This window comes from Streptomyces sp. PL-25 (assembly GCF_058344915.1).
Map to the genome: position 1 here is coordinate 5917382 of NZ_CP136997.1, position 24250 is coordinate 5941631.

Genomic DNA, 24250 nt, shown 5'->3' on the forward strand with positions numbered 1-24250 from the left:
GGCCAGGGGTGTCCCGGACGGGCGGTTGCGAACGGCGGGCGTCTTACGGGTTGGAGCCGACGATCGTCGGGATGGTGCTGGTGCCGGTCACCTTCACGGCGTAGTTGCCCTTGAAGGTGGGCTTGGTCGCGGTGGTGACGACCGTGCCGCACCCGCTGGCCGCGGTGACGGCCAGGTCACCGGCGACGCTGTTGACCGCCAGGATGCCGGTGGAGTTGGTGTACGTGCCGGACGCCTTGCCCGCCACGGTGAAGTGGCAGGCGCCCGCGACCACGTTCGCCTGGACGCTGCCGACGTAGCCCTTGGTGACGCCTGTCGCGGCGGTGTAGTCCTGCGCGACGACGTGCCAGGTCCCGATCGGGGTGGCGGTGACGGCACCCAGGATGCTGGTGCACGGGGACGCCGTGGTGCCGAAGTTGATGGCGGTGATGTCGGCGACCGACGCGGGGTTGCCGGTGGCGCTCGCCATGGTGCCCGACGCGCCCGACGTCGTACACGTCATCGGGATGTTGGCGGTGAGCACGATGTTCCCGCTGTTGGTCGCCGTGAAGTTGGACGGCGTCGGGCTGACGGTCCAGACGGTGGACGCGTTCGCGGAGGCGGGGGCGACGGCGATGCCGAACGCTGCCGCGCCCGCGCCCGCCACGACGGCGATCCTTCTGATGGACTTCTTCATGGCTCTGGGACTCTCCTCGTGGATTGACCGGCAGAGACGGACCGCCGCGGAACGGATGGAGCGGGAGTCGTGCGGTCCGGGGGATCGGAAAACCTCGATCGCGAGCACCGACGTTACTTGCGGGAAACTTGGCCGAACAATGCCGCCGACCATGATTCTTTGAAAAGGGCAATCATCTGTCCAGTGGGTGAGCAGTCGGCGCGCGGCCTTAGTCATCCGCTGCTAAGGCCGATTCGTCCCCGGTCCGCCCCGCCGATGCGGGCGAGAAGTCCGGAATGTGCCGCACCGAACGCCTTCCGGGGCGTCCGACACGCAGCGCGATGATAAATCGGGGGCCTCTTTTTATAGGCGCTCTGACAGGCCCGGGATGGCCGAAGAGAATGTCGTCGAAAAGTCAGAATCCGCTCTTGCCTGCCGAGGTTACCGGGCCGTAACGTGCCGGGTACGGCGCTGATCTCCAGGTCGGTGGCCCACCGCCGGCCGGAGACACGACGGGCGATTTCCGGCCCTTGCCCTCCTTCGGGTCCGGACGTCCGCAGGCAGGGCCCGCGGATCCAGTCCCCCCGGAGGCGCGCGGCCCTGCCCTGTCTGTCGGAGACAAGTGCCGGGCCGCTTTTTGTCTGCGCGGTGACAAAGACGGGAAGCGCGGCAGGAACCCGGTGCCCGCCTATTGTCAGTGAACCGTGCACCGACTTAACGTGCGCTCCTCGGTGCACACCTGACCCACCCTTGTCGGAGGTGATATGGGAATCGAAGTGGTGGTCGAGGGTCTGACCAAGTCCTTCGGCAAGCAGAACATCTGGCAGGATGTGACCCTCACCCTTCCGGCCGGGGAAGTCAGTGTGATGCTGGGGCCCTCCGGAACCGGAAAGACCGTCTTCCTGAAGTCGCTCATCGGGCTCCTCAAGCCGGAGCACGGCCGTGTCCTCATCAATGGGGTGGACATGGTCAACGGCCCGGAACGCGACATCTTCGAGACCCGGAAACTCTTCGGCCTCATGTTCCAGGACGGTGCCCTCTTCGGCTCCATGTCCCTTTTCGACAACATCGCCTTCCCGCTGCGCGAGCACACCCGCAAGAAGGAGTCCGAGATCCGCCGCGTCGTCATGGAGCGGATCGAGGTCGTCGGCCTGCTCGGCGCCGAGGGCAAGCTGCCCGGCGAGATCAGCGGCGGCATGCGCAAACGCGCCGGGCTGGCCCGCGCGCTGGTCCTGGACCCGCAGATCATCCTGTGCGACGAACCGGACTCCGGCCTGGACCCGGTGCGCACCGCCTACATCTCGCAGCTGCTGATCGACCTGAACGCGCAGATCGACGCGACGATGCTGATCGTCACCCACAACCTCGACATCGCCGCCACCGTCCCGGACAACATGGGCATGCTCTTCCGGCGCGAACTGGTCACCTTCGGGCCCCGCGAGGTGCTGCTCACCAGCGACGAACCCGTGGTCGCCCAGTTCCTCGCCGCCCGGCGCGAGGGGCCCATCGGCATGTCCGAGGAGAAGGACGCCGCCACCCTCGCCGCCGAGGCCGCCGCCCTGCCGGAGCCGGACGGACCGCGCGAGATCGTCCCGCAGCTCGAACCGTCCCCCGGACTGCCGCCGCGCCGCGCCGTCCTGCGGCGCCGCGAACGGGTCCTGGGAATGCTCGACCGGCTGCCGCCCGCCGCCCGCGCCGCCATCGAGCGCACCTACGCCGCCTCGGGCACGGCCGGTCTCACGCTGCCCACCGGCGGGAGCGGCTCGTGATCACCGGTGCCCTGCGGCAGACCGGCCGGCTCTTCGCACTCGCGGCGGAGGTCGGCCGGGCCATCTTCAGACGGCCCTTCCAGTTCCGCGAGTTCATCGAGCAGTTCTGGTTCCTGGCCAGCGTCACCATCCTGCCCGCCGCCCTCGTGTCCATCCCGTTCGGCGCGGTGATCGCCCTCCAAGTCGGCTCGCTCACCCAGCAGCTCGGCGCGCAGTCCTTCACCGGCGGCGCCAGCGTGCTCGCCGTGGTGCAGCAGGCCAGCCCGCTCATCGTGGCCCTGCTGATCTCCGGCGCCGGCGGCTCCGCCATCTGCGCCGACCTCGGCTCGCGCACCATCCGCGAGGAGCTGGACGCCATGGAGGTCATGGGCGTCTCCCCGGTGCAGCGCCTGGTCGTCCCGCGCGTGCTCGCCGCCATGGGCGTGGCCGTCCTGCTCAACGGACTGGTCTCCGTGGTCGGCATCCTCGGCGGCTACTTCTTCAACGTGTACCTCCAGGACGGCACCCCCGGCGCCTACCTGTCCAGCTTCTCCTCGCTCGCCCAGCTCCCCGACCTGTACGTCAGCGAACTCAAGGCGCTCGTCTTCGGGTTCATCGCGGGCATCGTCGCCGCCTACCGCGGGCTCAACCCGCGCGGCGGCCCCAAGGGCGTGGGCGACGCCGTCAACCAGTCCGTCGTCATCACCTTCCTCCTGCTCTTCTTCGTCAACATGGTGATGACGGGCGTCTACCTCCAGATCGTCCCGCCGAAGGGAGGCTGAGGCCGTGGCCTCCCCGCTCGTCTGGCTCGACCGCTCCGGCGACCAGCTCCTGTTCTATCTGCGCTCCCTGCTGTGGATCCCGCGCACCCTGCGCCGCTACCTCAAGGAGGTGCAGCGGCTGCTCGCCGAGGTCGTCTTCGGCACCGGCGGCCTCGGCGTCATCGGCGGCACCATCGGCGTGATGATCGCGATGACCCTGTTCACCGGGACCGTCGTCGGCCTCCAGGGCTACGCCGCCCTGGACCAGATCGGCACCGCCGCGTTCACCGGGTTCGTCTCCGCCTACTTCAACACCCGCGAGATCGCCCCGCTGGTGGCCGGGCTCGCGCTGTCCGCGACGGTCGGCGCCGGCTTCACCGCCCAGCTCGGCGCCATGCGCATCAACGAGGAGGTGGACGCCCTCGAAGGCATGGGCATCCGCTCCCTGCCCTACCTGGTCACCACCCGCATCATCGCCGGGGTCGTCGCGATCATCCCGCTCTACGCGATCGGGCTGCTCTCCTCCTACCTGGCCTCCCGCTACGTCACCGTCCTGTTCAAGGGCCAGTCCCGGGGCACCTACGACCACTACTTCGGGCTGTTCCTGTCGCCCACGGACGTCCTGCTGTCCGTGCTGAAGGTGCTCATCTTCAGCGTGATGGTGATCATCGCCCACTGCTACTACGGCTACCGCGCCACCGGCGGCCCCGCCGGTGTCGGCGTCGCCGTGGGCCGCTCGGTGCGCAACGCCATCGTGCTGATCGGCGTCACCGACTTCTTCCTCTCGCTGGCCCTGTGGGGCGCCACGACGACCGTGAAGGTGGCGGGGTGAGATGAGCAGACCCAGCACCGGCACACTGAGCCAGAGGCTGGCCGGGGTGGTGTTCCTCGTGGTGCCCGCCCTGCTGATCTGGCTCGCCGTCGCCGTCTACGACAAGCAGTTCACCGACTCCGACCCGGTCGTCGTGGAGACCGGCAGCGTCGGCAACGAGATGCACCTGGGCGCCGAGGTGAAGCTGCGCGGCGTCGTCGTCGGCGAGGTCCGCTCCATCGAACCCACCGACCACGGTGCCCGGCTCACCCTCGCGCTGCGGCCCGGCGTCCTGAGCGACATCCCCTCCGACGTGAGCGCGCAGATGCTGCCCACCACCCTGTTCGGCGCCCGGTTCGTCGCCCTGGTCCCGCCCGCGCACCCCTCCTCCACCCCGCTGACCGCCGGCGCGACCATCCCGCAGGACCGCTCGGCCAACGCCGTCGAACTCCAGCAGGTGCTGGACAACGTGCTGCCCATGCTGACCGCCGTCCAGCCGCAGAAGCTCTCCGCCACCCTGTCCGCCGTCTCCCAGGCGCTCCAGGGCCGGGGCGCGAAACTCGGCGACACGCTCACGCAACTCGACGCGCACCTGAAGGAGTTCAACCCGGACCTGCCCGCCCTCAACCGCGATCTGAAGGAACTCGTCAAGGTCAGCCAGGTCTACGCCGACGCGGCCCCGGACATCGTCACCGCGCTCACCGACTTCACCACCACCACCGGCACCCTGGCCGAGAAGGACGCCGACCTGGCCGGCACCCTCGGCGCCACCACCCGCACCGCCGAGGACCTGACCTCCTTCCTGCGGCAGAACAAGGACAACATCATCCGGCTCAGCGCGACCTCCAAGCCCACCCTGCGGCTGCTCTCCGAGTACTCCTCGTCCTTCCCGTGCACCCTGCGCACCCTCGCCGACTTCGTGCCCCGGATGGACAAGGCCCTCGGCAAGGGCACCGACCGGCCCGGCCTGCACGTCGACGTCACCACCGTCCCCTCGCGCGGCGCCTACGTCCCCGGCCGCGACACCCCCTCCTACGACGCCTCCGGCGGCCCGCACTGCTACCCGGTGCCCTACCTCGGCGTACCCGCGCGGCCCGCCGCACAGGTCGCGGCCACCGCGCGGCAGGACCTCGGACCCGCCAACTCTGCGCAGGAGAACGACCTCGTCAAGGAGCTCCTCGCCCCGGCCACCGGCAAGCCGTCCGCCGACCTGCCCGACTGGAGCAGCCTGCTCGCCGGTCCCGCCCTGCGCGGCGCGGAGGTGACCCTGAAATGACGTCCCCGCGCAGCGCGCACACCCGGCGCCGCCCGCTGACCGGCCCCGTGCTGAAGTCCCTCGTCTTCGTCCTGGTCACCGCGCTGGCCACCACCGTCCTCGGACTGAGCGTCGCCAACCGGGGCGTCGGCGACGGCACCCGCTCCTACAAGGCGCTGTTCACCGACGTCACCGGACTCGTCGACGGCGACAGCGTGCGCGTATCCGGGGTGAAGGTCGGCGAGGTCACCGACATCCGCGTGGTGAACCGGCGCACCGCCCAGATCACCTTCAGCGTCCGCGACGACCGCACCCTGCCCCGCTCCACGACGGCCGCCGTGAAATACCTCAACATGGTCGGCCAGCGCTACATCGCCCTCGACCAGGGCAGCGGCGACATCGGCGGCACCCTCGGGGCCGGCGACACCATCGCGCTGGACCACACCGCGCCCGCCCTCGACCTGACGCTGCTCTTCAACGGCTTCAAGCCGCTGTTCGAAGGGCTCTCCCCGAAGGACGTCAACGAACTCGCGGGCTCGATCGTGCAGGTCCTCCAGGGCGAGGGCGGCACCGTCGACAGCCTGATCCGGCACATCGGCTCGCTCAGCACCACCGTCGCCGCCAAGGACCAGGTCATCGGCGCCGTGGTGAAGAACCTCAACACCGTGCTGACCACCCTCAACGAACGCGAGGCCGGCTTCGACACCCTCGTCGACACCCTCCGCCGGCTCGTCAGCGGCTTCAACGACGACCGCAAGCCGCTGGGCCGGGCCGTCGCCGCCATGGGCGATCTGACCACCGTCACCGCAGGACTCCTCCAGGACGGACGCGCCCCCCTCAAGCAGGACATCCGCGAACTGGGCCGGCTCTCCGGCAACCTGGGCGACGCCACCGGGCAGATCCAGGACTTCCTGGCCAAGAGCCCCGCCAAGATGACCGCCCTGGCCCGGCTGTCCTCCTACGGATCCTGGTTCAACCTCTACCTCTGCGAGGCGCGCGTGAGCGGAGTCAGCACCTCCGACGGCTCGAAGCCGCCCACCGGCATCGCCGTCACGGAACCGAGGTGCGGCGCATGACCCTCCTGAACCGCCCCCGCCCCGTCGAGCGGGACGCCGCACCGCGCCGCGCCCGCCGGCCCCTGTTCAAGCCCGTCAAGGAACGCAACCCGATCGCCGTCGCCCTGGTCGGACTGTTCCTGCTGGCCCTGCTCACCGTCTTCGCCTACAACGCCGACCGGCTGCCCCTCATCGGCGGCGGCACCACCTACAGCGCCGACTTCAGCGAGGCCGCCGGACTCGACAAGGGCGACGAGGTGCGCATCGCCGGCGTCAAGGTCGGCAAGGTCACCGGGGTCGCCCTGGACCGCGGCAGGGTGAAGGTCACCTTCGAGACCAAGAACGCCTGGATCGGCGACCGCACCACCGCCGCCATCGCCATCAAGACCCTGCTCGGCGACAAGTACCTGGCGCTCGACCCGCTGGGCACCGACCGCCAGGACCCCGGCGACCGCATCCCGCTCTCCCGCACCACCTCGCCCTACGACGTCACCCAGGCGTTCCAGGACCTCAGCTCCACCGTGGACGAGATCGACACCCAGCAGCTCGCCAAGAGCTTCGAGACCATCTCGCAGACCTTCAAGGACTCGCCGCCCGCCGTGCGCAACGCCGCCACCGGCCTGTCCGCCCTGTCCAGGTCGGTCTCCAAGCGCGACGCCGAACTCTCCCAGCTCCTGAAGGGCAGCGCCCGCTTCACCCAGACCCTGAAGGACAAGAAGTCCAGCTTCGAGACACTCATCGAGGACGGCGGCTCCCTGCTCGGCGAGCTCCAGGACCGCCGCGACGCCATCCGCGCCCTGCTCACCGGCAGCAGGGCACTCGCCACCCAGCTCAGCGGCCTCGTCCAGGACAACGACAAACAGCTCGGGCCCACCCTAAAGGCACTCGGCCGCGTCACCGACGTACTGGCCGCGAACAACACCCAGCTCGACCGGACCCTCGCCCTGGTCGGCCCGTACTACCGGCTCGTCGGCAACACCCTCGGCAACGGACGCTGGTTCGACAGCTATCTGTGCGGAGTCGTCCCGCGCGACTACCTGCCCGCCGGGTCCCAGCCCGCCACCGGATGCATGCCGCCCGAGCAGTCCGCGCAGAACCGGGGGAGCGGTCAGTGATGAGCAAGCGCAGCAGACTCCTCGCCGCGGCCGTCGCCCTGGTGGTCGTCGCGGCCGGCCTCGCCGTCGCCCGCGTCCTGGACTCCGGCGGCACCCGCGTCACCGCCTACTTCGACCGCGCGGTCGGCATCTACGCAGGCTCCGACCTGCGCATCCTCGGCGTGCGGGCGGGCGAGGTGACGTCCGTGCGGCCGCAGGGCACCCAGGTGCGGGTCGAACTCGAACTCGACGACGGCATCCAGGTCCCCAAGGGCGCGCACGCCGTGATCGTGGCGCCCAGCGTCGTCGCCGACCGGTTCGTGCAGCTCACCCCCGCCTACCGGTCCGGGGCGGCCCTCTCCGACGGGGCCGTGCTGCCCGCCTCCGGCAACCGCACCCCCATCGAGATCGACCAGCTCTACGCCTCCCTCACCGACCTCAGCAAGGCGCTCGGCCCCGACGGCGCCAACTCCACCGGCGCCCTGTCCGACCTGCTGAAGACCGGCGCGGCCAACCTGAACGGCAACGGCAAGGCCATCGGCGACAGCATCGAGCAGTTCGGCAAGGCCGCCAAGACGCTCAACGGCTCCAGCGACGACCTGTTCGCCAGCCTCGGCAGGCTCCAGACCTTCACCACCATGCTCAAGGACAAGGACGCCGACGTCCGCACCGCCCAGGAGCGCCTGGACACCGTCGTCAGCTTCTTCGCCGACAACAAGAACGACCTCGCCGGAGCGCTCGCCGAACTCGGCAAGGCCCTCGGACAGGTCAAGCAGTTCATCCAGGACAACCGGGGCGAACTGAAGAAGAACGTCGACAAGCTGGTGCCCCTCACCCAGACCCTGGTACGGCAGCGGGCCTCGCTCGCCGAGGCCCTGGACGTCGCGCCGCTGGCCGCGAGCAACGTCGTGGGCGCCTACGACCCCGACCACCGCAGCCTCGACGGCCGGGCCAACCTCAACGAGATCAGCATGGGCGGCCCGCTGCTGCCGCTGCCCGCCACCGGCGGCGCCGCGGCCACGGACGGCGCCGCGGGGAAGGGGGAGCGATGATGCGCTCCATCCGCAGGGGCGGCGCGGCCCTGGGCGTCTCCGTGGGCGGACTCGTCGCCCTGGCCCTCGGCTTCGCCCTGGCCTTCGGCGCGTTCTCCGTCGACGCGCCCCGCTTCGACGGCATCGAGGACCTGCCGCTGCCCGGCGGCGCCGACCTCGGGTCCCACCCCTACATCGTCACCGCCGAACTCGACGACGTCCTCAGCCTCGTCCCGCAGGCCGCCGTCAAGGTCGACGACGTCGCCGTCGGCCGGGTCACCGCCATCAGCCTCGACGGCTGGAAGGCCCGCGTCACCATGAAGATCAACGGCGATGTGCGGCTGCCCTCCGACGCCGGCGCCCGCCTGGAGCAGTCCAGCCTGCTCGGCGAGAAGTACGTCCAGCTCGTCGCCCCCGCCAAGGACACCAGCACCACGCACCTCACCGACGGCAGCGTCATCCCCGTCTCGCGCACCGGCCGCAACACCGAGGTCGAGGAGGTCTTCGGCGCGCTGTCCCTGCTGCTCAACGGCGGCGGCGTCAACCAGCTCAAGACCATCACCCGGGAACTGAACACCGCCCTGGGCGGCCGCGAACCCCAGGTCCGCTCCATGCTCCAGCGCGTCAACACCCTCGTCACGGACCTCGACCAGCACCGCGACGACATCACCGACGCCCTCGACAGCGTCAACCGGCTCGCCGCCACCCTCGCCCACCGCAAGACCGACGTACAGACCGTCCTCACCGGCCTCTCACCGGGCCTGAAGACCCTGGACGAGCAGCGCGGCGCCCTGCTGACGATGCTCCGCTCCCTCGACACGCTGTCCGGCGTCGCCGTCTCCACCGTCAACGCCAGCAAGGACGACATGGTCGCCGACCTGAAGGCCCTCGCGCCCACCCTGAAGGCCCTCGCCGACGCGGGCGCCGATCTGCCCGACTCGCTCCAGGTGCTGCTGACCTACCCGTTCACCGACGAGGTGATGACCGGCATCAAGGGCGACTACCTCAACGTGTACCTGAACATGGCCGCCGTACCGGGCACCCAGATCATCCCGCCGCTGGTACCGGGATCCACCGCCTCGCCCGCACCCACCGGCACGGCCTCCGCGCCCGAGGCGGCCCGCCGCGGCCTCGGCCGCGACCCGGCGCCGAAGTCCGTCCCGTCCGCACCGCTGCCCCTGCCCTCCGTCCCCACCCCCGCGAAGGACGGAGGCACCCACCGGTGATCACCCTCGCCGTACGGCTGAAGAACCTCGCCTTCCTGGTCATCGCCGTCCTCGTCCTCGGCTTCGTCGGCATCCGCTACGCCGACCTCGGCCGCTACGTCGGCGTCGCCGACTACTACACCGTCGATGTGCAACTCCCGCGCACCGGGGGCCTCTTCACCCACTCCGACGTCACCTACCGCGGCGTGTCCGTCGGCCGGGTCGGGCCCATCGACCTCACCGCGGACGGCGTCACGGCGGAACTCCGCCTGAAGAAGTCGGCACCGCGCATCCCCGCCGACACCCGGGCCGTCGTCGCCGGGCTCTCCGCCGTCGGCGAGCAGTACATCGACCTGCGCCCGCGCGGCGACGACGGCCCCTACCTCAGCGACGGCGCCCGGATCGAGCAGTCCGACACCGAGGTGCCCGCGCCCGTCACCGACGTCCTCACCAGCGTCGACGATCTCACCAAGTCGGTGCCGCTGGACGATCTGCGCACCGTCGTCGACGAGTTCGGCAAGGCATTCGAGGGCCACGGCGACGACCTCCAGGTGCTCCTGGACAACGGCAGCGAGTTCGTCCAGGCGGCCGACCGGGCGCTGCCCTCCACCACCCGGCTGATCAACGACGGCGAGACCGTGCTGCGTACCCAGGCCGAAGAAGGCCGCGCCGTACGCGACTTCGCCACCGGCGCCACCCAACTGGCCGCCACGCTCAAGGGCTCCGACGCCGACCTGCGCCGGCTGCTGACCGTCGCGCCCGACGCCGCCACCCAGATCAGCGGCGTCCTGCGCGACCTCGACCCCAGCCTGGGCGTGGTCCTCGCCAACCTGCTCACCACCTCCGAGGTCGCCGTCACCCGGCAGCACGGCATCGAGGAGCTGCTCGTGAAGTACCCGGCGGCCGTCGCCGCGGGCGCCACCGCGGTCGACGGCGGAAAGGTCAACCTCGGCATGGCCGTCACCTTCTTCAAACCCCTGCCCTGCACCGCCGGTTACGGCGCCACCCGCTACCGCAACGGCCTCGACCTCGGCACCGCGCCCCCGCTCAACACCGGAGCCTCCTGCACCGCGCCCGCCTCCAGCGGCATCGGCGTACGCGGGTCGGCCCACGCCCCCGGGAGCGGCGCGGTGCCCGACCCGGCCAGGCCCGCCTCCCTGCCCTCGGGCAGCGGCACGGCCGCCACGGGCACAGGAGCGGGCACGGCGGGTACGGGATCCGCCGCACCGCTGCCGGGCGCGCTCGCCCTGCCGGGCGTCGGCGGCGGCGCCCCGGCCGGCCTCGCGGACCTGCTCGCCCCGGCCGGCGAGGGGGACCGGTGAGGCGGGCGCGCGTCCTGGCGGGCGCCGCCCTCGCCCTGGCGCTGGCGTTCTGCGGCGCGGGCGCGTGGACGTACGCCCAGGCCCGTGGCGACGACTCGCTCGCCTACGGCCGGGCCCGCGACGCGGTGCTCGCCGACGGACGCCGCAACATCGCCGTCCTCACCACCTTCGACGCGTCCACGCGGCAGACGGCGCAGGCGGGCGTCAGCGCCTGGCGGGCCGCCTCGACCGGGCCGCTCCAGGAGGAACTGGGCCGCACCGAGGCGAAGACGGGTGCCTCGGCGCGCGGCACGGTCACCGAGGCCGCCGTCACCGCGCTCGACACCCGGGCCGGTACCGCGAAGCTCATCGCGACCGTCCGCGTGGACGTCACCCCCGCCGGTTCGAAGACCCCGACCACGGACCGCAAACGGCTGGAAGCGGTGCTGGCCCGCACCGGCGAGGACGAGTGGAAGGTCAAGGCACTGGACGCGGTACCGCTCGCCCGGACGGCGGAGGACGGTGACGCCCGATGACCCGGCTGCTGCGCACGACGCGTAGGGGGTCCGCCACGGGGGACCCGGGGGACCTGGGGGACACGACGGACACCACGGCCCCGGCGGACAAGGCGGACCCGGCGGACGAAGCGGCGGCGCCCGAGCCACGGGACGAGAACGAGGCGCCCGCCGCACCGGGGACGGCCGACGAGGCGGAGGGCGCCGAGAACGCGGCCGACACGGAAGACACGGCCGACGCCGACGACGCGGCCGAGGCGCCTGCCGCACCCTCCCGCCCCTCCCGCCGCACGCTGCTGCGGCGGTCCGCGCTCGCCGCGCTCGCGGTCGTGCTCGTTCTGGCCGGCGGCGCCTTCTTCTACGGCGCCCACCACCTGCGCTCGGCACCCTCCGCCCGGAACACCGCGCTGACCGACAACGAGGCCACCACCCGGGTCGCCGGGGACATCGGCAACGACCTCGCCCGCGTCTTCTCGTACTCACCGGACGGCCTCGACGCCACCGAGCGCTCGGCCAGGTCCGTCCTGACCGGGAAGGCGGCACGGCAGTACACCGAGCTGGTCGGCCGGATCCGCGCGGACGTCGCCAAGCAGCGGGTCACACTCAGCACCCAGGCCGTACGCGTCGGGGTGGTCGAACTCCACGGCGGCAGAGCCACGTTGCTGGTCTTCCTCGACCAGGTGTCCCGCCGGGACAAGGGCAAGGCGACCGCCGCGGCGGCCCAGCTCGTGGTGAGTGCCCAGAAGGAGGGGGACCAGTGGCGGATCGTCGACATGCAGACCCGCTGACGGCGGACGGGAACGGCAGACGGGAGCACCCGATGAAACGCACGGTCCGCACATGGGCGGCCGGTCCCCGCGCCCTGCCGGCCGCGGCCCTCGCCCTCACGCTCCTCGCGGGCGGCTTCGCGGCGTGGGCGGGCTGGGACTGGTACGGCGCGGCGCACGACGACTCGGCGGCGTACGCCGTCCAGCGCGACAAGGCACTGGCCGCCGGTGAGCAGGCCGTGCAGAACCTGAACACCCTGGACCACAGCAGCGTCGACCGGGGACTCGACCTGTGGGAGTCCTCGACGACCGGCGACCTCCACGACCAACTCGTCTCCGGACGCAAGGAGTTCACCACACAGGTGAAGTCGGCGAAGACGGTCACCACCGCCCGGGTGCTCTCGGGTGCCGTCACCGAACTCGACGACCGGGCCGGACGCGCCCGGGTGCTCGTGGCCCTGCGGGTGACGGTGAAGGCGCCCGGCGGCCAGAGCACCGACAAGGACAGCCGCATGCTCGGTGAACTCACCCGCACCGGCGGCGGCTGGAAGCTGAGCGCCCTGGGCCAGGCACCCGTGGGCGGCACCTCGGCCGGCTGACCCCTGCCCGCCCCGCGGCGGCCGGCCGCCGCACGAGAGGACGACACCGATGTCGACGACCCGTCACCACATCAACCGCCAGCGCCGCCGCCAGGCCCGCGGCCTCCCGCCGGAGACCGCCGGCGCGGCCGGGCAGGAGCCCGCCCGGCATTCCGCCGCCGTGGCCGTGCTGCCCGCGCGCACCTCCTCGCCCGGCCCGGACACCGCGCCCGACGCGGCCACCGAGAACACCACCCGGGCCACCGCGGACAAGGCCGCCGACTCCGGCACGGACACGGCCGCCCCGAGCCGCCGCCCCGGGAAGCGCCGTCCGTCCCGCAACCTGGTCCTGGCCCTGCTGTGCCTGCTGACGCTCGTCCTCGGCGGCTTCGCCGGCTGGGCGCACGGGCACGCCCAGAGCCTGCGGGACGATCCGGCCGTACGCAACACCGCCCTGACCGACCCCGCCCGGACCAGCGAGATCAAGACCCAGACGGAGAAGGCGGTCACCGCGCTCTTCTCCTACGACCACGCCGCGCCCGCCGCGTACGACAAGGCCGTCAAGACGCTGCTCACGGGGAAGGCGGTGGCCCAGCACCGGGCCCTGCTGGACGCCGTACGGACCCGCGCCGACCAGCAGAAGGCGGTCATCACCACCACCGTGACCGACAGCGCGGTCGAGCGCATCGACGGCGACCGGGCACGGGTCCTCGTCTACGCCGACCAGAGCAGCGTCAGCACCGCCGGGACCAAGGGCACCAAGGAGTCCAAGGGCGCCGGGGGAGCGAAGGGCGGGCAGCAGGCGCAGGACCAGGGGACGTACGCCGGTGCCATGTTCGCCGTCGACGTCGTCCTGCGCGACGGCCGCTGGCTCGTCTCCGGCATCGACACCTTCGGCCGCTGAGCACACATCCGTCCGGTCCCGCCCGCCTCATCGACACGGAGTGAGAGCCATGCCCGTACGCCGCGTACGATGTCTGAGCGCCCGCACCCGGCACGGCCTGCGCGCCACCGCCGTCGCCGTGGCCGCGGTCGCGGCGCTCACCGCCTCGCAGGCCCCCGGCGCGCTGGGGCCGGACGGCCGGGAAACCGGCCGCCCGGCGGCCGACGACGAGCGGGCGACGGCGGCGCCGGGCGCCCCGGCGTCCGCCGCCCCCGCCCCCGGCGCCGCACCCGGTGACGGCTCGTACCACACCGAGCTACCGCCCCTGGTCACGCAGTCCGGCGGCAGGCCGCTGACGGCACGTCAGACAGCGGACGTACGCGCCGAGTCGGGCATCCCCGGTACCGTGCTGGCCGCCTACCGCGCGGCCGAGCGGTCCGTCGCCCGCACCGACCCGGGCTGCCGGCTGCCCTGGCAACTGCTCGCCGCGATCGGCAAGGTGGAGTCCGGGCAGGCGCGCGGCGGCGCGGTGGACCGGCAGGGCACGACGCTGGGGCGGATCACCGGCCCGGCGCTCGACGGCCGGGGCTTCGCGCTGGTGAGGGACACCGACGGCGGGGTCCTCGACGGCGACCCGGTGTACGACCGCGCGGTGGGTCCGATGCAGTTCCTGCCCTCCACCTGGAACGGCTGGGGCGCCGACGGCAACGGCGACGGCCGCGCCGACCCGGACAACGTCTTCGACGCGGCCCTGGCCGCCGGGCACTACCTGTGCGCGGGCGGCCGGGACCTGGGCCGGGCCGCCGACCTGGACCGGGCGGTGCTCAGCTACAACAACTCCCGGGAGTACCTGGACCTGGTCCGCTACTGGCTGGACTTCTACCGCCATGGCGTGCACAGCGTGCCGGACGGGAAGGGCGTCATCCCCAAGTCCCCGGGCGCGGGCGGCGACACCCCGGCGACCAGGCCCGTGGACCACGGCGGAGGGGACGCGGGGCACGGCGGGAGCGGCAAGGGCGGCGGCGGGATCATCATCGGCCCCGACCCCGGAGCCTCCGGCCCCGGCACGCCGAGGCCGTCGCGCTCCGCCTCGTCCGGACCGTCCTCCCCGGCGCCCACCTCCAGCGGCGGCCCGTCCCCGTCGGCTCCGGGATCGCCCACGCCGGACCCCTCGGACTCCGGCACCGGCGAGCCCACCTCCTCGCCGGAGCCCAGCGGCTCGGCGTCCCCCACAAACTGCCCGTCGCCCTCGGCGAGCCCGTCCCAGGACGGCACCGGACAGCCGGCCACCGGCGATCCCACGGCCGACCCCACCACCGGCCCCTCCTGCCCGGCGGCCACACCGGCCGCACCGGAGACCGGACAGGAGTAGGGGGCGGTACGGAGCGGCGCCCGCCCGGCCGATCATGTGGACTTCTTGTACACTAGGGCGCCCAGTGGACCGGGAGTACGCGGATGGACAGAGCCGAGCGGGCCGAAGCGGGCGGACGCGCCGCGCCCCCCGCCCTCACACCGGGCCGGGGCCGCCGCCGGGCCGAGGACGTGCGGCGGGCCACGCTGGCGGCGGCGGCCGAACTGCTGCTCGCGGAGGGCATGCCGGGGGTGACCTTCGCGAAGGTCGCGGCCCGCGCCGGGGTCAGCAAGATGACCGTCTACAAGTGGTGGTCCTCACCGGGCAGTCTCGCCTTCGACGCCTACTTCAGCGCCTCCGAGTCCACGCTCGCCTTCCCCGACACCGGGGACGTCCGGCGCGACCTGACCGACCAGCTCCACGCCTTCGTCGACCTGCTGCGCCGCAACGGCACCGCCTTCGCCGGGATCATCGGCGCCGCGCAGAGCGACGCCTCGCTGGCCGAGGCGCTGTCGGAGCAGTACGTCCGCAAGCGCCGCGAACTCGCCGTGGAACGGCTTGAGCTGGCCCGGCGCGCGGGGCAACTGCGCGCGGACGCCGACCTGGAGTCCGTCGTCGACCAGCTCTGGGGCGCCTGCTACCACCGGCTGCTGATGCCGGCCCAGCCGCTGGACACCGCGTTCGCCGACCGGCTGATCGCCAACCTCTTCGACGGCATCGCCGGACGGGACGGGCAGCGGGACGCACGGCAGGACGGGTGACCGCACGGGGGAGTGCCGGGCCCCCGCGCCGTCCGGACGGACAGGTCATCCGGGCGGGCAGACGGTGTCCGGCCGGGCCGTGGCCCAGCCCTCGCCCACCGCGCGCACGCTGACGTGCGGCTGCGGCCCCGGCTGCCACGGCGGTTCCGTGGGCATGCCGCCCACGGCGCCCGGCCCCACCCACTCCGGCAGCGCGGAGCCCGGTCCGGCGGAGCCCGGCGAGACGGTGTCGGCACCGGTCGGCGACGGACTCGCGCCCTGCCCGCTCCAGCGCAGGGCGCGCACGGCGGTGCAGGTCAGCTGTTCCATCGCCGTGGTGTCCAGCCGTTCCACCCCGGCGGGGAAGCGGACGGTGACGGCGTCCCCGGCCACCGTGACGGCGGCCCGGCCCGGCACGGCGGGCAGAGCGGTGGTCAGCTTCAGGGCCTCGTCGCCGACGGGCCCGGCCAGCAGCAGCCGTACCGCCCCCTCCACCGGGTCGCCGGCGCCCTCGGGGAGCCGCCGGGGCACGGGCCGCAGGGTCCCGCCGGCGACGAAGTAGAGCATGGTCCGGGCGGAGACGCCGACCGCGGGCGCCCCGACGTCGATCACCCCCGAGGTGGGCACCCCGCAGCCCGCGAGGGCCAGCAGAGCGCCGGTGAGGGCCGCGGCGGCGGCCGTGCGCGGGGCGCGTCTCATACGCCGTCCTTCCTTTCAGCCCTTTCAGCCCTTTCGGCCTTTTCAGCCCTTTCGGCGGCCGTGCCGTCGTGCTCTGCCCCGGCCGTCGCCGTTCCGGCCGGCCGGCCGTGCCGCAGCGGCAGTTCGACCGTGAACACCGCGCCGCCGCCGGGGGCGTTGGCCGCCCGGACGCGTCCGCCGTGCAGGCGTACGTTCTCGGCGGTGATGGCGAGCCCGAGTCCGCTGCTCTCACTGCGGGTACGGGCCCGGCTCGCCTTGTAGAAGCGCTCGAAGATGTGCGGCAGGTCCGCCTCGGGGATGCCGGGCCCCCGGTCGGCCACGGTGAGGACGGCCCAGCCGCCCTCGGCGGTCAGCCGCAGGGCCACCGGCGGCGCGCCGTGCCGCAGCGCGTTGCCGACCAGGTTGGCGACCACCACGTCGACCCGGCGCGGGTCGACCCGGGCCCGCAGGCCGTCCGGCTCCGGCAGGTCCGCCGCCACCCGGTCCAGCCAGCCGCGGGCGGCGAGCGTGTGCCGCACCGACTCGGCCAGATCGATGTCGTCGGCGCCGAGTTCGGCGGCGCCCGCGTCGAAGCGGGAGATCTCCATCAGGTCGTCGACCAGCCGGGCCAGCCGCGCGGTCTCCTCGCTGACCAGGCGCACCGCCTCGCCGGTGACCCGGTCCAGCCGGGACGACTCCTCGTCGAGCACGTCGGTGACCGCCGTCATCGCGGCGAGCGGGGTGCGCAGTTCGTGCGAGACGTCGGCGGCGAAGCGGCGGGCCCGCTCCTCCATGCGGCGCAGCTCGGCCACGGACTGCTCCAGCGCGGCGGCGGTGTCGTTGAACGTCCGCGACAGCTCGGCCAGTTCGTCGGAACCGCTCACGGCCAGCCGGGTGTCCAGGTGCCCGGCGGCCATCCGCCGGGTGGCCCGGCCCAGGGCCCGTACGGGGCGCAGCACCCCGCGCGCGACCAGCAGCGCGATCAGCACGGCGAGGCCCAGCGCGGGCAGGGTGGCCCGTTCGATGGCGGTGATCAGGGCCTGCACGTAGAGCTGTTCGGTCTCCTGCGGGACGACCAGGTAGAGCACGAGGCCGGTCGGGGTGGCGGAGACGCCGCCCGAGGAGGCGTAGGTGACGGGCAGTCCCACGACGAGGTACGCCCGGCCGTCGTGGCGCACCCGCTGGAAGACGGCGGCGGCCCGGGTGCTGACGGAGCGCCGCAGTTCGGGGGTGAGGACGTCGAAGCTGTCCTGCGGTCCGTAGACGGCGCGCAGGCCGCCGTAGGTGGCCAGGAAGCGCCACTGCTGCGAGCGGTGTGTGTAGGCGAGGTCGGCGACGATGCTGTCCAGGTCGGCCTTGCCGGGCGCGTCGGGGAAGCCGGGCGCCCGCGCGTCGACGCTGTCGCGGAACTGCCGGACCACCGCGTCCTGGCTCTGCTGGAGCACTCCGGTGCGGGCCTCGCGGAAGGTCAGCACACCGGTGCTCAGACAGCTGGCGACGGCGACGACGGTGAAGCCCGCGACGAGCCGGAGCCGCAGACCGCCGCGGAGCGAGGGGCGGCGGAGTCTCACGGCGACCGGAAGCAGTAGCCGAAGCCGCGCACGGTGTGGACGTAGCGCGGGGTGCCGCCGGGCTCGCCGAGCTTGCCGCGCAGGCGCTTCACACAGGCGTCCACCAGGCGTATGTCCCCGTGGTAGCTGTGCTCCCAGACCGCCTCCAGCAGTTGCTGGCGGCTGAGGACCTGGCCGGGGGAGGCGGACAGCGCGAGCAGCAGCCGCAGTTCGGACGGGGCGAGGTCGACCGGGTGGCCCCGGTGGGTGACGCGCAGTCCGGTCCGGTCGATGCCCAGCTCGCCGTGGGTCTCGGCGCGGGGCCTGGCGGCGCCGGTGTGCGGGGCGTCCAGACGGCGCAGCAGGGCGCGGATGCGGGCGTCCAGGACGCGCGCCTGCACGGGCTTGACCACGTAGTCGTCGGCGCCCGCCTCCAGGCCGACGATCATGTCGACGCTGTCGCCCTTGGCGGTCATCATGATGATCCCGACCTGCTCGCGGTCCCTGATCCGCCGGCACACGTCGAGGCCGGGCAGTCCGGGCAGCATGAGGTCGAGGACGACCACGTCCGGGCGGAAGGCGCCGAGCTGCTCCAGGCCCTCTTCGCCGGTGGCGGCGGCGCAGACGTCGTGCCCCTGGTGGCGCAGGGCGAGCCGGACGCCCTGGCGCACGGCGGCGTCGTCTTCGATGAGCAGGATCCGGGGCATGACGCCCAGTATGTGCGGGCCGCGGGCGGTGCCGGCCGCCGGGGCCGTCCGCGGCCGGAATCTGTTACCGAAGGATCATATGAAGACCCCGACGGCGCTCCGGAGAGCCGCCGTTACGTTTCCGTGACCTTTCGGTCCCGAGGGCATCACATGAGGTCATCAGCCTGTGCGCCATGCCCAGAACCACGCCCAGCCCGGACGCCGGCCCCGGCGCTGACGGCATCCGCAGCCGCCGCACCGCCCGTCGCGCCTCCCGCCGACGCACCCGCCACCGCCGCCGGGTGTACCTGCTCTGCGCGCTGGCCGCGGCCGGTTCGCTCGGCGCCGCGGCCCTGCTCGCCGGCGGCTCGGACGGCGCCGACCGCGCGTCGGCGGCCGGGAACGGCGCGACCTCGTCCGCGTCCGCCGGGAAGGGGCGTACGCAGGCGGCGGACACCGGACGGCACGCGGACGACCGGCCCGCCCCGTCCGGGAAGGCGACCGGCGGCGCGGGCGCGACACCGGGCGCGAGCGGCAAGGGCTCCGACCCGCACAAGACCGGCAACGGCGTCTTCCACACCGCGCACGCCACCGGAAAGCAGGCCGGCACGGGCACGCTCCGGCGGTACGAGGTCCAGGTCGAGGAGGGCACGGACATCGCGCCCGACGAGGCGGCCCGCGAGATCGAGGGCATCCTCGCCGACCGGCGGGGCTGGACCGCCGACGGGCACGACGCCTTCCAGCTCGTCTCCCAGGGCCCCCTCGACTTCGTCGTGCGGATCGCCACGCCCGACACCGTGGACCGCCTCTGCGGCGCGGCCGGACTGCACACCCACGGGGAGGTCAACTGCGACGTGGGCAGCCAGGTGATCGTCAACCTCAAGCGCTGGAACCAGGGCTCGCCCGAGTTCCCGGGCCCCCTCCACGAGTACCGCGCCCTGATCGTCAACCACGAGGTGGGCCACCGCATCGGCCACGGCCACGAGGCGTGCCCGGGACCCGGGCGGCCCGCGCCCGCCATGATGCAGCAGATCGACGGGCTGCACGGGTGCGTCGCCAACGCCTGGCCCTACGACGCCAAGGGCCGCTACCTCAGCGGCCCGGCCGTGCCCTGAGCGCCGCCCTCCCGGCCGCGCCGCCGGCCCCGGCGGCGGACCGGGCACGGCCGGACCGGGCACGGCCGTACCCAGGGCGACCTGCCCAGGAGCGGCAGGACCCAGCGTCGCGGTGCCGTCGTCATCGCGATCACCACGGCCAGCCCCGTCACCGTCGCCGGTACGGCGGGCCAGCCGCCGTACGTCCGGCACGCACAGCACGGCCAGGGTCAGCACCAGCACCAGCGCCGAGCACCCCCACAGCGCGGCCGGCCGGCCCACCGCGTCCTGCACCGGACCGGCCGCCGCCGTCGCCACCGGCACCAGCGCCAGCGATCCGAGCCAGTCGTAGGACGACACCCGCGAGAACTTCTCCTCCGGTATCTCCTGGTGCAGCGCGGACATCCACGCCACCGCGAACACCTCGACGCTCACCCCCGTCACGCACAGCACCGCCACCAGCACGGGCGTCGCCACCGGCACGGCCAGCGCGGCGGACGGCAGCGCCAGCGGCAGCACGCCCAGCACACCCACCAGCAGCAGCCTGCGCGGCGCCCAGCGCGTCATCAGCAGCCCGCCCAGCAGCGTGCCCACCCCGAAGGCGGCCAGCGCGAGACCCCACGGTCCCGCGCCGCCCAGCCGCTCCCGCGCGACCAGCGGCCCGTACACCGACTCGACCGCCGCGACCACCGCGTTCACCACGGCGAACTGCGTCACGATCGACCACAGCCAGGGCCGCCCGGCCACCTCGCGCCACCCCTCGCGCAGATCCGTCAGGAGACCGGCGCCGCCCCGCCGCCCCGGCACGTCCCGCACGTCCAGGAAGGCCCGCAGCGCCGCCGCGACGGCGAAGGCCCCCGCGTCGGCCGCCAGCACCCAGCCCGGCCCGGTCGCGGCGGCCAGCGCCCCGCCCAGCGCGGTGCCGAGGATGCCCGCGCCGTTCACCCCCATCCGGAAGGCCGCGAAGGCGCGCCCGGACTCGCTGCCGGAGACGGTGGCCAGCACCATCCCCTCGGCGGCCGGGGAGAAGAACGCCTGGCCGGTGCCGCCCAGCGCGGCCAGCAGCGCCATCTGCCACACCTGCGCGGTGCCGGTCAGCACCAGGACGGCGAACAGGCCCTGCGAGGCGCAGTTGAGCGCGTTCGCCGCGACCATCACACGGTGCCGGGGCAGCCGGTCCGCCAGCGCCCCGCCGATCAGCACGAACAGCACCAGCGGCACGGTCCGCGCCGCCGCGACCAGCCCCACGTAGGTCGCCGAGCCGCCGGCCGCCAGCACCGCGAAGGCCCCCGCGACCAGCGCCCCGGAACTGCCGAGACCCGAGACGACGGCGGCGGCGGTGAGCAGCGTGTAGTTGCGCCCGGCCCAGGAGGGACGACGAACAGGGTTTCGACGGGGGATCACCCACGGAGTATCCCTGGTGCGTCGTGTCCCCGGTGCGTCCGGGAAGCCCGCGGCGCGGGGGAGACGGCGGGAGGACCGACCCACTCCTCGCCACTCTCAACGTATAGCGCACCGGGGGGCTTGCGGCAAGGCCCCCCTTGCCCCGCAGAATGTCCGGCCGAAGCTCATGACCTGCGAAAACGCCGGACTGCCTCGGCGCGCTGGCCGCCCGTGGGACGCATGGCACCGCACCCCCGCACCCCCGCACACCCGAGGAACGGGAGCCCCCAGGCCGTGAACCCTCTCACCACGCACGCCTTCGACCTCCCCGAGCGGCTGGCCGCCAAGGCCGACCCCGCGCTGATCGCCGCCGACGAGCGGCACTTCGCGGCCGTCGCCCGGTGCCTGGAGCGGTCCGTCGCCGAACTCACCGACCGCCTCGACGCCGAACGCCGCGCCCCCGGCGGCCTCGGCCGGCAGGCGATGGACCGGGACGCGGAGGTCCACCGGCTGACCGCCCGGCTGCGCACCCTGCGCCGCTTCGGACTCGACCTGTGCCTGGGCCGCATGGTCGGCGCCGACGGCACCGGACCGGTCTACGTCGGACGGCTCGGCCTCACCGACGGCTCGGGCGCCCGGCTGCTGGTCGACTGGCGCTCACCGGCCGCCGAGCCGTTCTTCGGCGCCACCCACGCCGACCCGATGGGGCTGGCCGGCCGCCGCAGGTACCGCTGGACCGGCGGCCGGATCAGCGATTACTGGGACGAGGTGTTCGCCGAGGACGCCCTCGCCGGACACGCCGCGCTCGACGACCGGTCCGCCTTCATCGCCGGTCTCGGCGCCACCCGCTCCCCGCGCATGCGGGACGTGCTCGCCACCATCCAGGCCGACCAGGACGCCGTCATCCGCGCGGGCTCCCGCGGCGCCCTCGTCGTCGACGGCGGCCCCGGGACCGGCAAGACCGTCGTCGCGCTGCACCGCTCCGCCTACCTGCTGTACTCCGACCCGCGCCTCGGGCACCGCAGGGGCGGCGTGCTGTTCGTCGGACCGCACCAGCCCTACCTGGGCCATGTCGCCGACGTCCTGCCCGGCCTCGGCGAGGAGGGCGTGCGGACCTGCACCCTGCGCGACCTCGTCCCCGAGGGCGCCGGCGCGGGCACCGAGACCGACCCGGAGGCGGCCCGGCTGGAGTCCTCGGCCGGCCTGGTGCGCGCGATCGAGACGGCCGTACGGTTCTACGAGGAGCCGCCCACCGAGGCGATGACGGTCTCCACCCCCTGGTCCGACATCCCGCTCGGCCCGGACGACTGGGCCGTCGCCTTCGAGTCGGCCGGACCCGGCGCCCCGCACAACGAGGCCCGCGACCAGGTCTGGGAGGAACTGCTCACCGTCCTGGCCGACAAGCACGACGGCGCCACCGCCCCCGAGACGCTGCGCGCCGCCCTGGGGCGCGACCGGGACCTGCGCACGGCCTTCGACCGCGCCTGGCCGCTGATCGAGGCGGCCGACCTGGTGGAGGACCTGTGGTCGGTGCCCGCCTATCTGCGGCTGTGCGCGCCCTGGCTCGAACCGCGGGACGTACGGCGGCTGCAGCGCGCCGATCCCCGGGCGTGGACCGTGTCCGACCTGCCGCTGCTCGACGCGGCCCGGCAGCGGCTCGGCGACCCGGAGGCGTCCCGGCGCGGGCGGCGGCAGCGGGCCGCCGCCGCGGCCGAGCGCGAGCGGATGGCCGGTGTCATCGAACACGTCCTGGCGGCCGATGACGACGGCGAGGGCGCGGTGGCGATGCTGCGCGGCCAGGACCTGCGGGACGCGCTCGCCGACGAGGACGCGCTGCCCGGCGCCGAACCCGACCGGCTCGCCGGGCCGTTCGCGCACATCGTCGTGGACGAGGCCCAGGAGCTGACCGACGCCGAGTGGCAGATGCTGCTGGTGCGGTGCCCGTCGCGGAGCTTCACCGTCGTCGGGGACCGCGCCCAGGCCCCGCAGGGCTTCCCCGAGTCCTGGCACGAACGGCTCCGGCGGGTCGGGTTCGACCGGATCGACCTGGCCTCCCTGAGCGTCAACTACCGCACCCCGCGGGAGATCATGGAGGAGGCCGAGCCGGTCATCCGGGCCGTCCTGCCGGACGCCGGAGTGCCGGTCTCCGTGCGGGACGCCGGCGTCCCGGTCGGCCACGCTCCCGCGCGGACCTCGGCCCGGTCCTCGACGCCTGGCTCGCCGAGCACGCCGAGGGGACCGCGTGCGTCATCGGCGACCCGTCCTTCCGGCCGCGCCCCCGGGTGCGGTCGCTGTCCCCGCGGCTGGCCAAGGGACTGGAGTTCGACCTGGTCGTCCTCGTCGGCCCGGAGGGCTTCGGCACCGGCGTCGCGGGCGCCGTCGACCGCTATGTCGCCATGACCCGGGCGACCCGGCAGCTCGTCGTCCTCACCGGCGGCTGAGGCCCCCGGAGAACCCGCCGCCGCGCCCCGGGTCCGCCACCGGCTCCGGCACCGGCCGTGTCGCAGTTGGGCCGAACAGGTGACATGGCGTAAGAATTGGCCAGTGCAGGCGATGAGTGCGAGTCAGGTCGGGGGGAGCCGGTGAACAGCCACGACGTCACCGATGAACAGTGGGAGGGGCTCGCCCAGGTCGTTCCGTTGCGCGGACGGGACTCCTGGCCGTCCGCGGTGGACCACCGCTCCCTCCCGGAGGCGGACACCGAGATGCGCCGCCGGTTCGTCGTCCTCAGGGTCAATGTGTTCGCGGACGCCCGTGACGTGGCCGAGACGCTGATGGCGGGGGTGCCGGTCCTGCTGGACCTCACCGGCGCCGAGGGCGAGGTGGCCAAGCGGGTCCTGGACTTCAGCACCGGCGTCGTCTTCGGCCTGGGCAGCGGGATGCACCGGGTCGACCGCAATGTGTTCCTCCTCACCCCGCCGGGCACCGAGGTGAGCGGACTCATGCAGGGGGCGGCCGTCCCGGGCGTGTGAACGGGGCCGGGGCCCGCCGGGACGGCACGGGTGACGGACCCGGTGACACGGGTGATAGACCTGGTGAGGTGACCGAGCACCCCGACCCCTCCGCACAGCCGAACCCCGCCCCCGCCCCCGCCGGTGCCGCCCCGGCC

General features: G+C 73.6%; 21 protein-coding genes and 2 pseudogenes. 18 read left to right on the plus strand and 5 right to left on the minus strand.

Annotated features, from left to right (window positions below; all coding sequences use genetic code 11):
- Positions 1-43 precede the first annotated feature (43 nt).
- Positions 44-676 (minus strand): hypothetical protein, encoded by a 633-nt coding sequence (locus tag R4Z62_RS26455; protein WP_064535768.1) that lies wholly within the window; start codon positions 674-676, stop codon positions 44-46.
- Positions 677-1419: 743 nt separating this feature from the next.
- Here R4Z62_RS26455 and R4Z62_RS26460 point away from each other — a divergent pair.
- From R4Z62_RS26460 to R4Z62_RS26530, 15 genes are all read left to right on the plus strand, one after another.
- Positions 1420-2424, plus strand: coding sequence for an ABC transporter ATP-binding protein (locus R4Z62_RS26460; protein WP_064535769.1), 1005 nt, complete (start codon positions 1420-1422; stop codon positions 2422-2424).
- Positions 2421-3185 carry an MlaE family ABC transporter permease gene (locus tag R4Z62_RS26465; protein ID WP_018564496.1) on the plus strand — a complete coding sequence of 255 codons (765 nt, stop codon included), beginning with the start codon at positions 2421-2423 and terminating at the stop codon, positions 3183-3185. The genes R4Z62_RS26460 and R4Z62_RS26465 overlap by 4 nt, the downstream gene beginning before the upstream one ends.
- 4 nt (positions 3186-3189) lie before the next feature.
- Positions 3190-3996: an MlaE family ABC transporter permease gene (locus tag R4Z62_RS26470; protein ID WP_064535770.1), complete on the plus strand. Its 807-nt coding sequence runs from the start codon at positions 3190-3192 to the stop codon at positions 3994-3996.
- 1 nt (position 3997) lies between these two features.
- Positions 3998-5251 carry an MCE family protein gene (locus R4Z62_RS26475; protein WP_491521087.1) on the plus strand — a complete coding sequence of 418 codons (1254 nt, stop codon included), beginning with the start codon at positions 3998-4000 and terminating at the stop codon, positions 5249-5251.
- Entirely contained in the window at positions 5248-6306 is a 1059-nt protein-coding gene (locus R4Z62_RS26480; protein ID WP_491521088.1) for an MCE family protein, read from the plus strand. The genes R4Z62_RS26475 and R4Z62_RS26480 overlap by 4 nt, the downstream gene beginning before the upstream one ends.
- Entirely contained in the window at positions 6303-7400 is a 1098-nt protein-coding gene (locus tag R4Z62_RS26485; RefSeq protein ID WP_491521089.1) for an MCE family protein, read from the plus strand. The genes R4Z62_RS26480 and R4Z62_RS26485 overlap by 4 nt, the downstream gene beginning before the upstream one ends.
- Complete coding sequence (locus R4Z62_RS26490; protein ID WP_491521090.1) at positions 7400-8431, plus strand: MCE family protein; 1032 nt, start codon at positions 7400-7402, stop codon at positions 8429-8431. The genes R4Z62_RS26485 and R4Z62_RS26490 overlap by 1 nt, the downstream gene beginning before the upstream one ends.
- Entirely contained in the window at positions 8428-9636 is a 1209-nt protein-coding gene (locus tag R4Z62_RS26495; RefSeq protein ID WP_491521091.1) for an MCE family protein, read from the plus strand. The genes R4Z62_RS26490 and R4Z62_RS26495 overlap by 4 nt, the downstream gene beginning before the upstream one ends.
- Entirely contained in the window at positions 9633-10937 is a 1305-nt protein-coding gene (locus R4Z62_RS26500) for an MCE family protein (RefSeq protein WP_064535775.1), read from the plus strand. The genes R4Z62_RS26495 and R4Z62_RS26500 overlap by 4 nt, the downstream gene beginning before the upstream one ends.
- Positions 10934-11452 (plus strand): hypothetical protein, encoded by a 519-nt coding sequence (locus R4Z62_RS26505; protein ID WP_355479667.1) that lies wholly within the window; start codon positions 10934-10936, stop codon positions 11450-11452. Before R4Z62_RS26500 ends, R4Z62_RS26505 begins: the two co-directional genes overlap by 4 nt.
- Positions 11449-12219 carry a hypothetical protein gene (locus R4Z62_RS26510; RefSeq protein ID WP_064535777.1) on the plus strand — a complete coding sequence of 257 codons (771 nt, stop codon included), beginning with the start codon at positions 11449-11451 and terminating at the stop codon, positions 12217-12219. Before R4Z62_RS26505 ends, R4Z62_RS26510 begins: the two co-directional genes overlap by 4 nt.
- Before the next feature lie 32 nt (positions 12220-12251).
- Positions 12252-12797, plus strand: coding sequence for an Rv1363c family protein (locus R4Z62_RS26515; protein ID WP_064535778.1), 546 nt, complete (start codon positions 12252-12254; stop codon positions 12795-12797).
- A gap of 49 nt (positions 12798-12846) precedes the next feature.
- Positions 12847-13680, plus strand: a complete 834-nt coding sequence (locus R4Z62_RS26520; protein WP_355479671.1) for a hypothetical protein — start codon at positions 12847-12849, stop codon at positions 13678-13680.
- 49 nt (positions 13681-13729) lie between these two features.
- Positions 13730-15031, plus strand: coding sequence for a lytic transglycosylase domain-containing protein (locus R4Z62_RS26525; RefSeq protein ID WP_491521092.1), 1302 nt, complete (start codon positions 13730-13732; stop codon positions 15029-15031).
- Between the two features lie 83 nt (positions 15032-15114).
- On the plus strand, positions 15115-15771 hold the full coding sequence (locus R4Z62_RS26530; protein WP_064535781.1) for a TetR-like C-terminal domain-containing protein: 657 nt from the start codon (positions 15115-15117) through the stop codon (positions 15769-15771).
- Positions 15772-15816: 45 nt separating this feature from the next.
- On the opposite strand, the gene R4Z62_RS26535 is transcribed toward R4Z62_RS26530, so the two are convergent.
- From R4Z62_RS26535 to R4Z62_RS26545, 3 genes are read right to left on the minus strand one after another with little or no spacing between them, the layout of a single operon-like run.
- On the minus strand, positions 15817-16449 hold the full coding sequence (locus tag R4Z62_RS26535) for a GerMN domain-containing protein (RefSeq protein WP_355479675.1): 633 nt from the start codon (positions 16447-16449) through the stop codon (positions 15817-15819).
- Complete coding sequence (locus R4Z62_RS26540; RefSeq protein WP_491521093.1) at positions 16446-17999, minus strand: ATP-binding protein; 1554 nt, start codon at positions 17997-17999, stop codon at positions 16446-16448. The genes R4Z62_RS26535 and R4Z62_RS26540 overlap by 4 nt, the downstream gene beginning before the upstream one ends.
- Positions 17996-18685 (minus strand): response regulator transcription factor, encoded by a 690-nt coding sequence (locus R4Z62_RS26545; RefSeq protein WP_064535784.1) that lies wholly within the window; start codon positions 18683-18685, stop codon positions 17996-17998. Before R4Z62_RS26545 ends, R4Z62_RS26540 begins: the two co-directional genes overlap by 4 nt.
- Positions 18686-18858: 173 nt before the next feature.
- Between R4Z62_RS26545 and R4Z62_RS26550 the strand changes: the two genes are divergently transcribed.
- Positions 18859-19779 (plus strand): DUF3152 domain-containing protein, encoded by a 921-nt coding sequence (locus R4Z62_RS26550; RefSeq protein ID WP_491521094.1) that lies wholly within the window; start codon positions 18859-18861, stop codon positions 19777-19779.
- Positions 19780-19938: 159 nt separating this feature from the next.
- Here R4Z62_RS26550 and R4Z62_RS26555 read toward each other — a convergent pair.
- A pseudogene (locus tag R4Z62_RS26555) lies at positions 19939-21162 on the minus strand (MFS transporter); the annotation flags it as partial.
- A gap of 273 nt (positions 21163-21435) precedes the next feature.
- Here R4Z62_RS26555 and helR point away from each other — a divergent pair.
- Together helR and R4Z62_RS26565 are read left to right on the plus strand one after the other, a co-directional pair.
- Positions 21436-23582, plus strand: a pseudogene (gene helR, locus R4Z62_RS26560) (RNA polymerase recycling motor ATPase HelR).
- A gap of 141 nt (positions 23583-23723) precedes the next feature.
- The gene (locus R4Z62_RS26565; RefSeq protein ID WP_064535788.1) at positions 23724-24113 is read left to right on the plus strand and encodes a cell division protein SepF; all 390 of its coding nucleotides are present in this window, start codon (positions 23724-23726) and stop codon (positions 24111-24113) included.
- Positions 24114-24250: the final 137 nt, after the last annotated feature.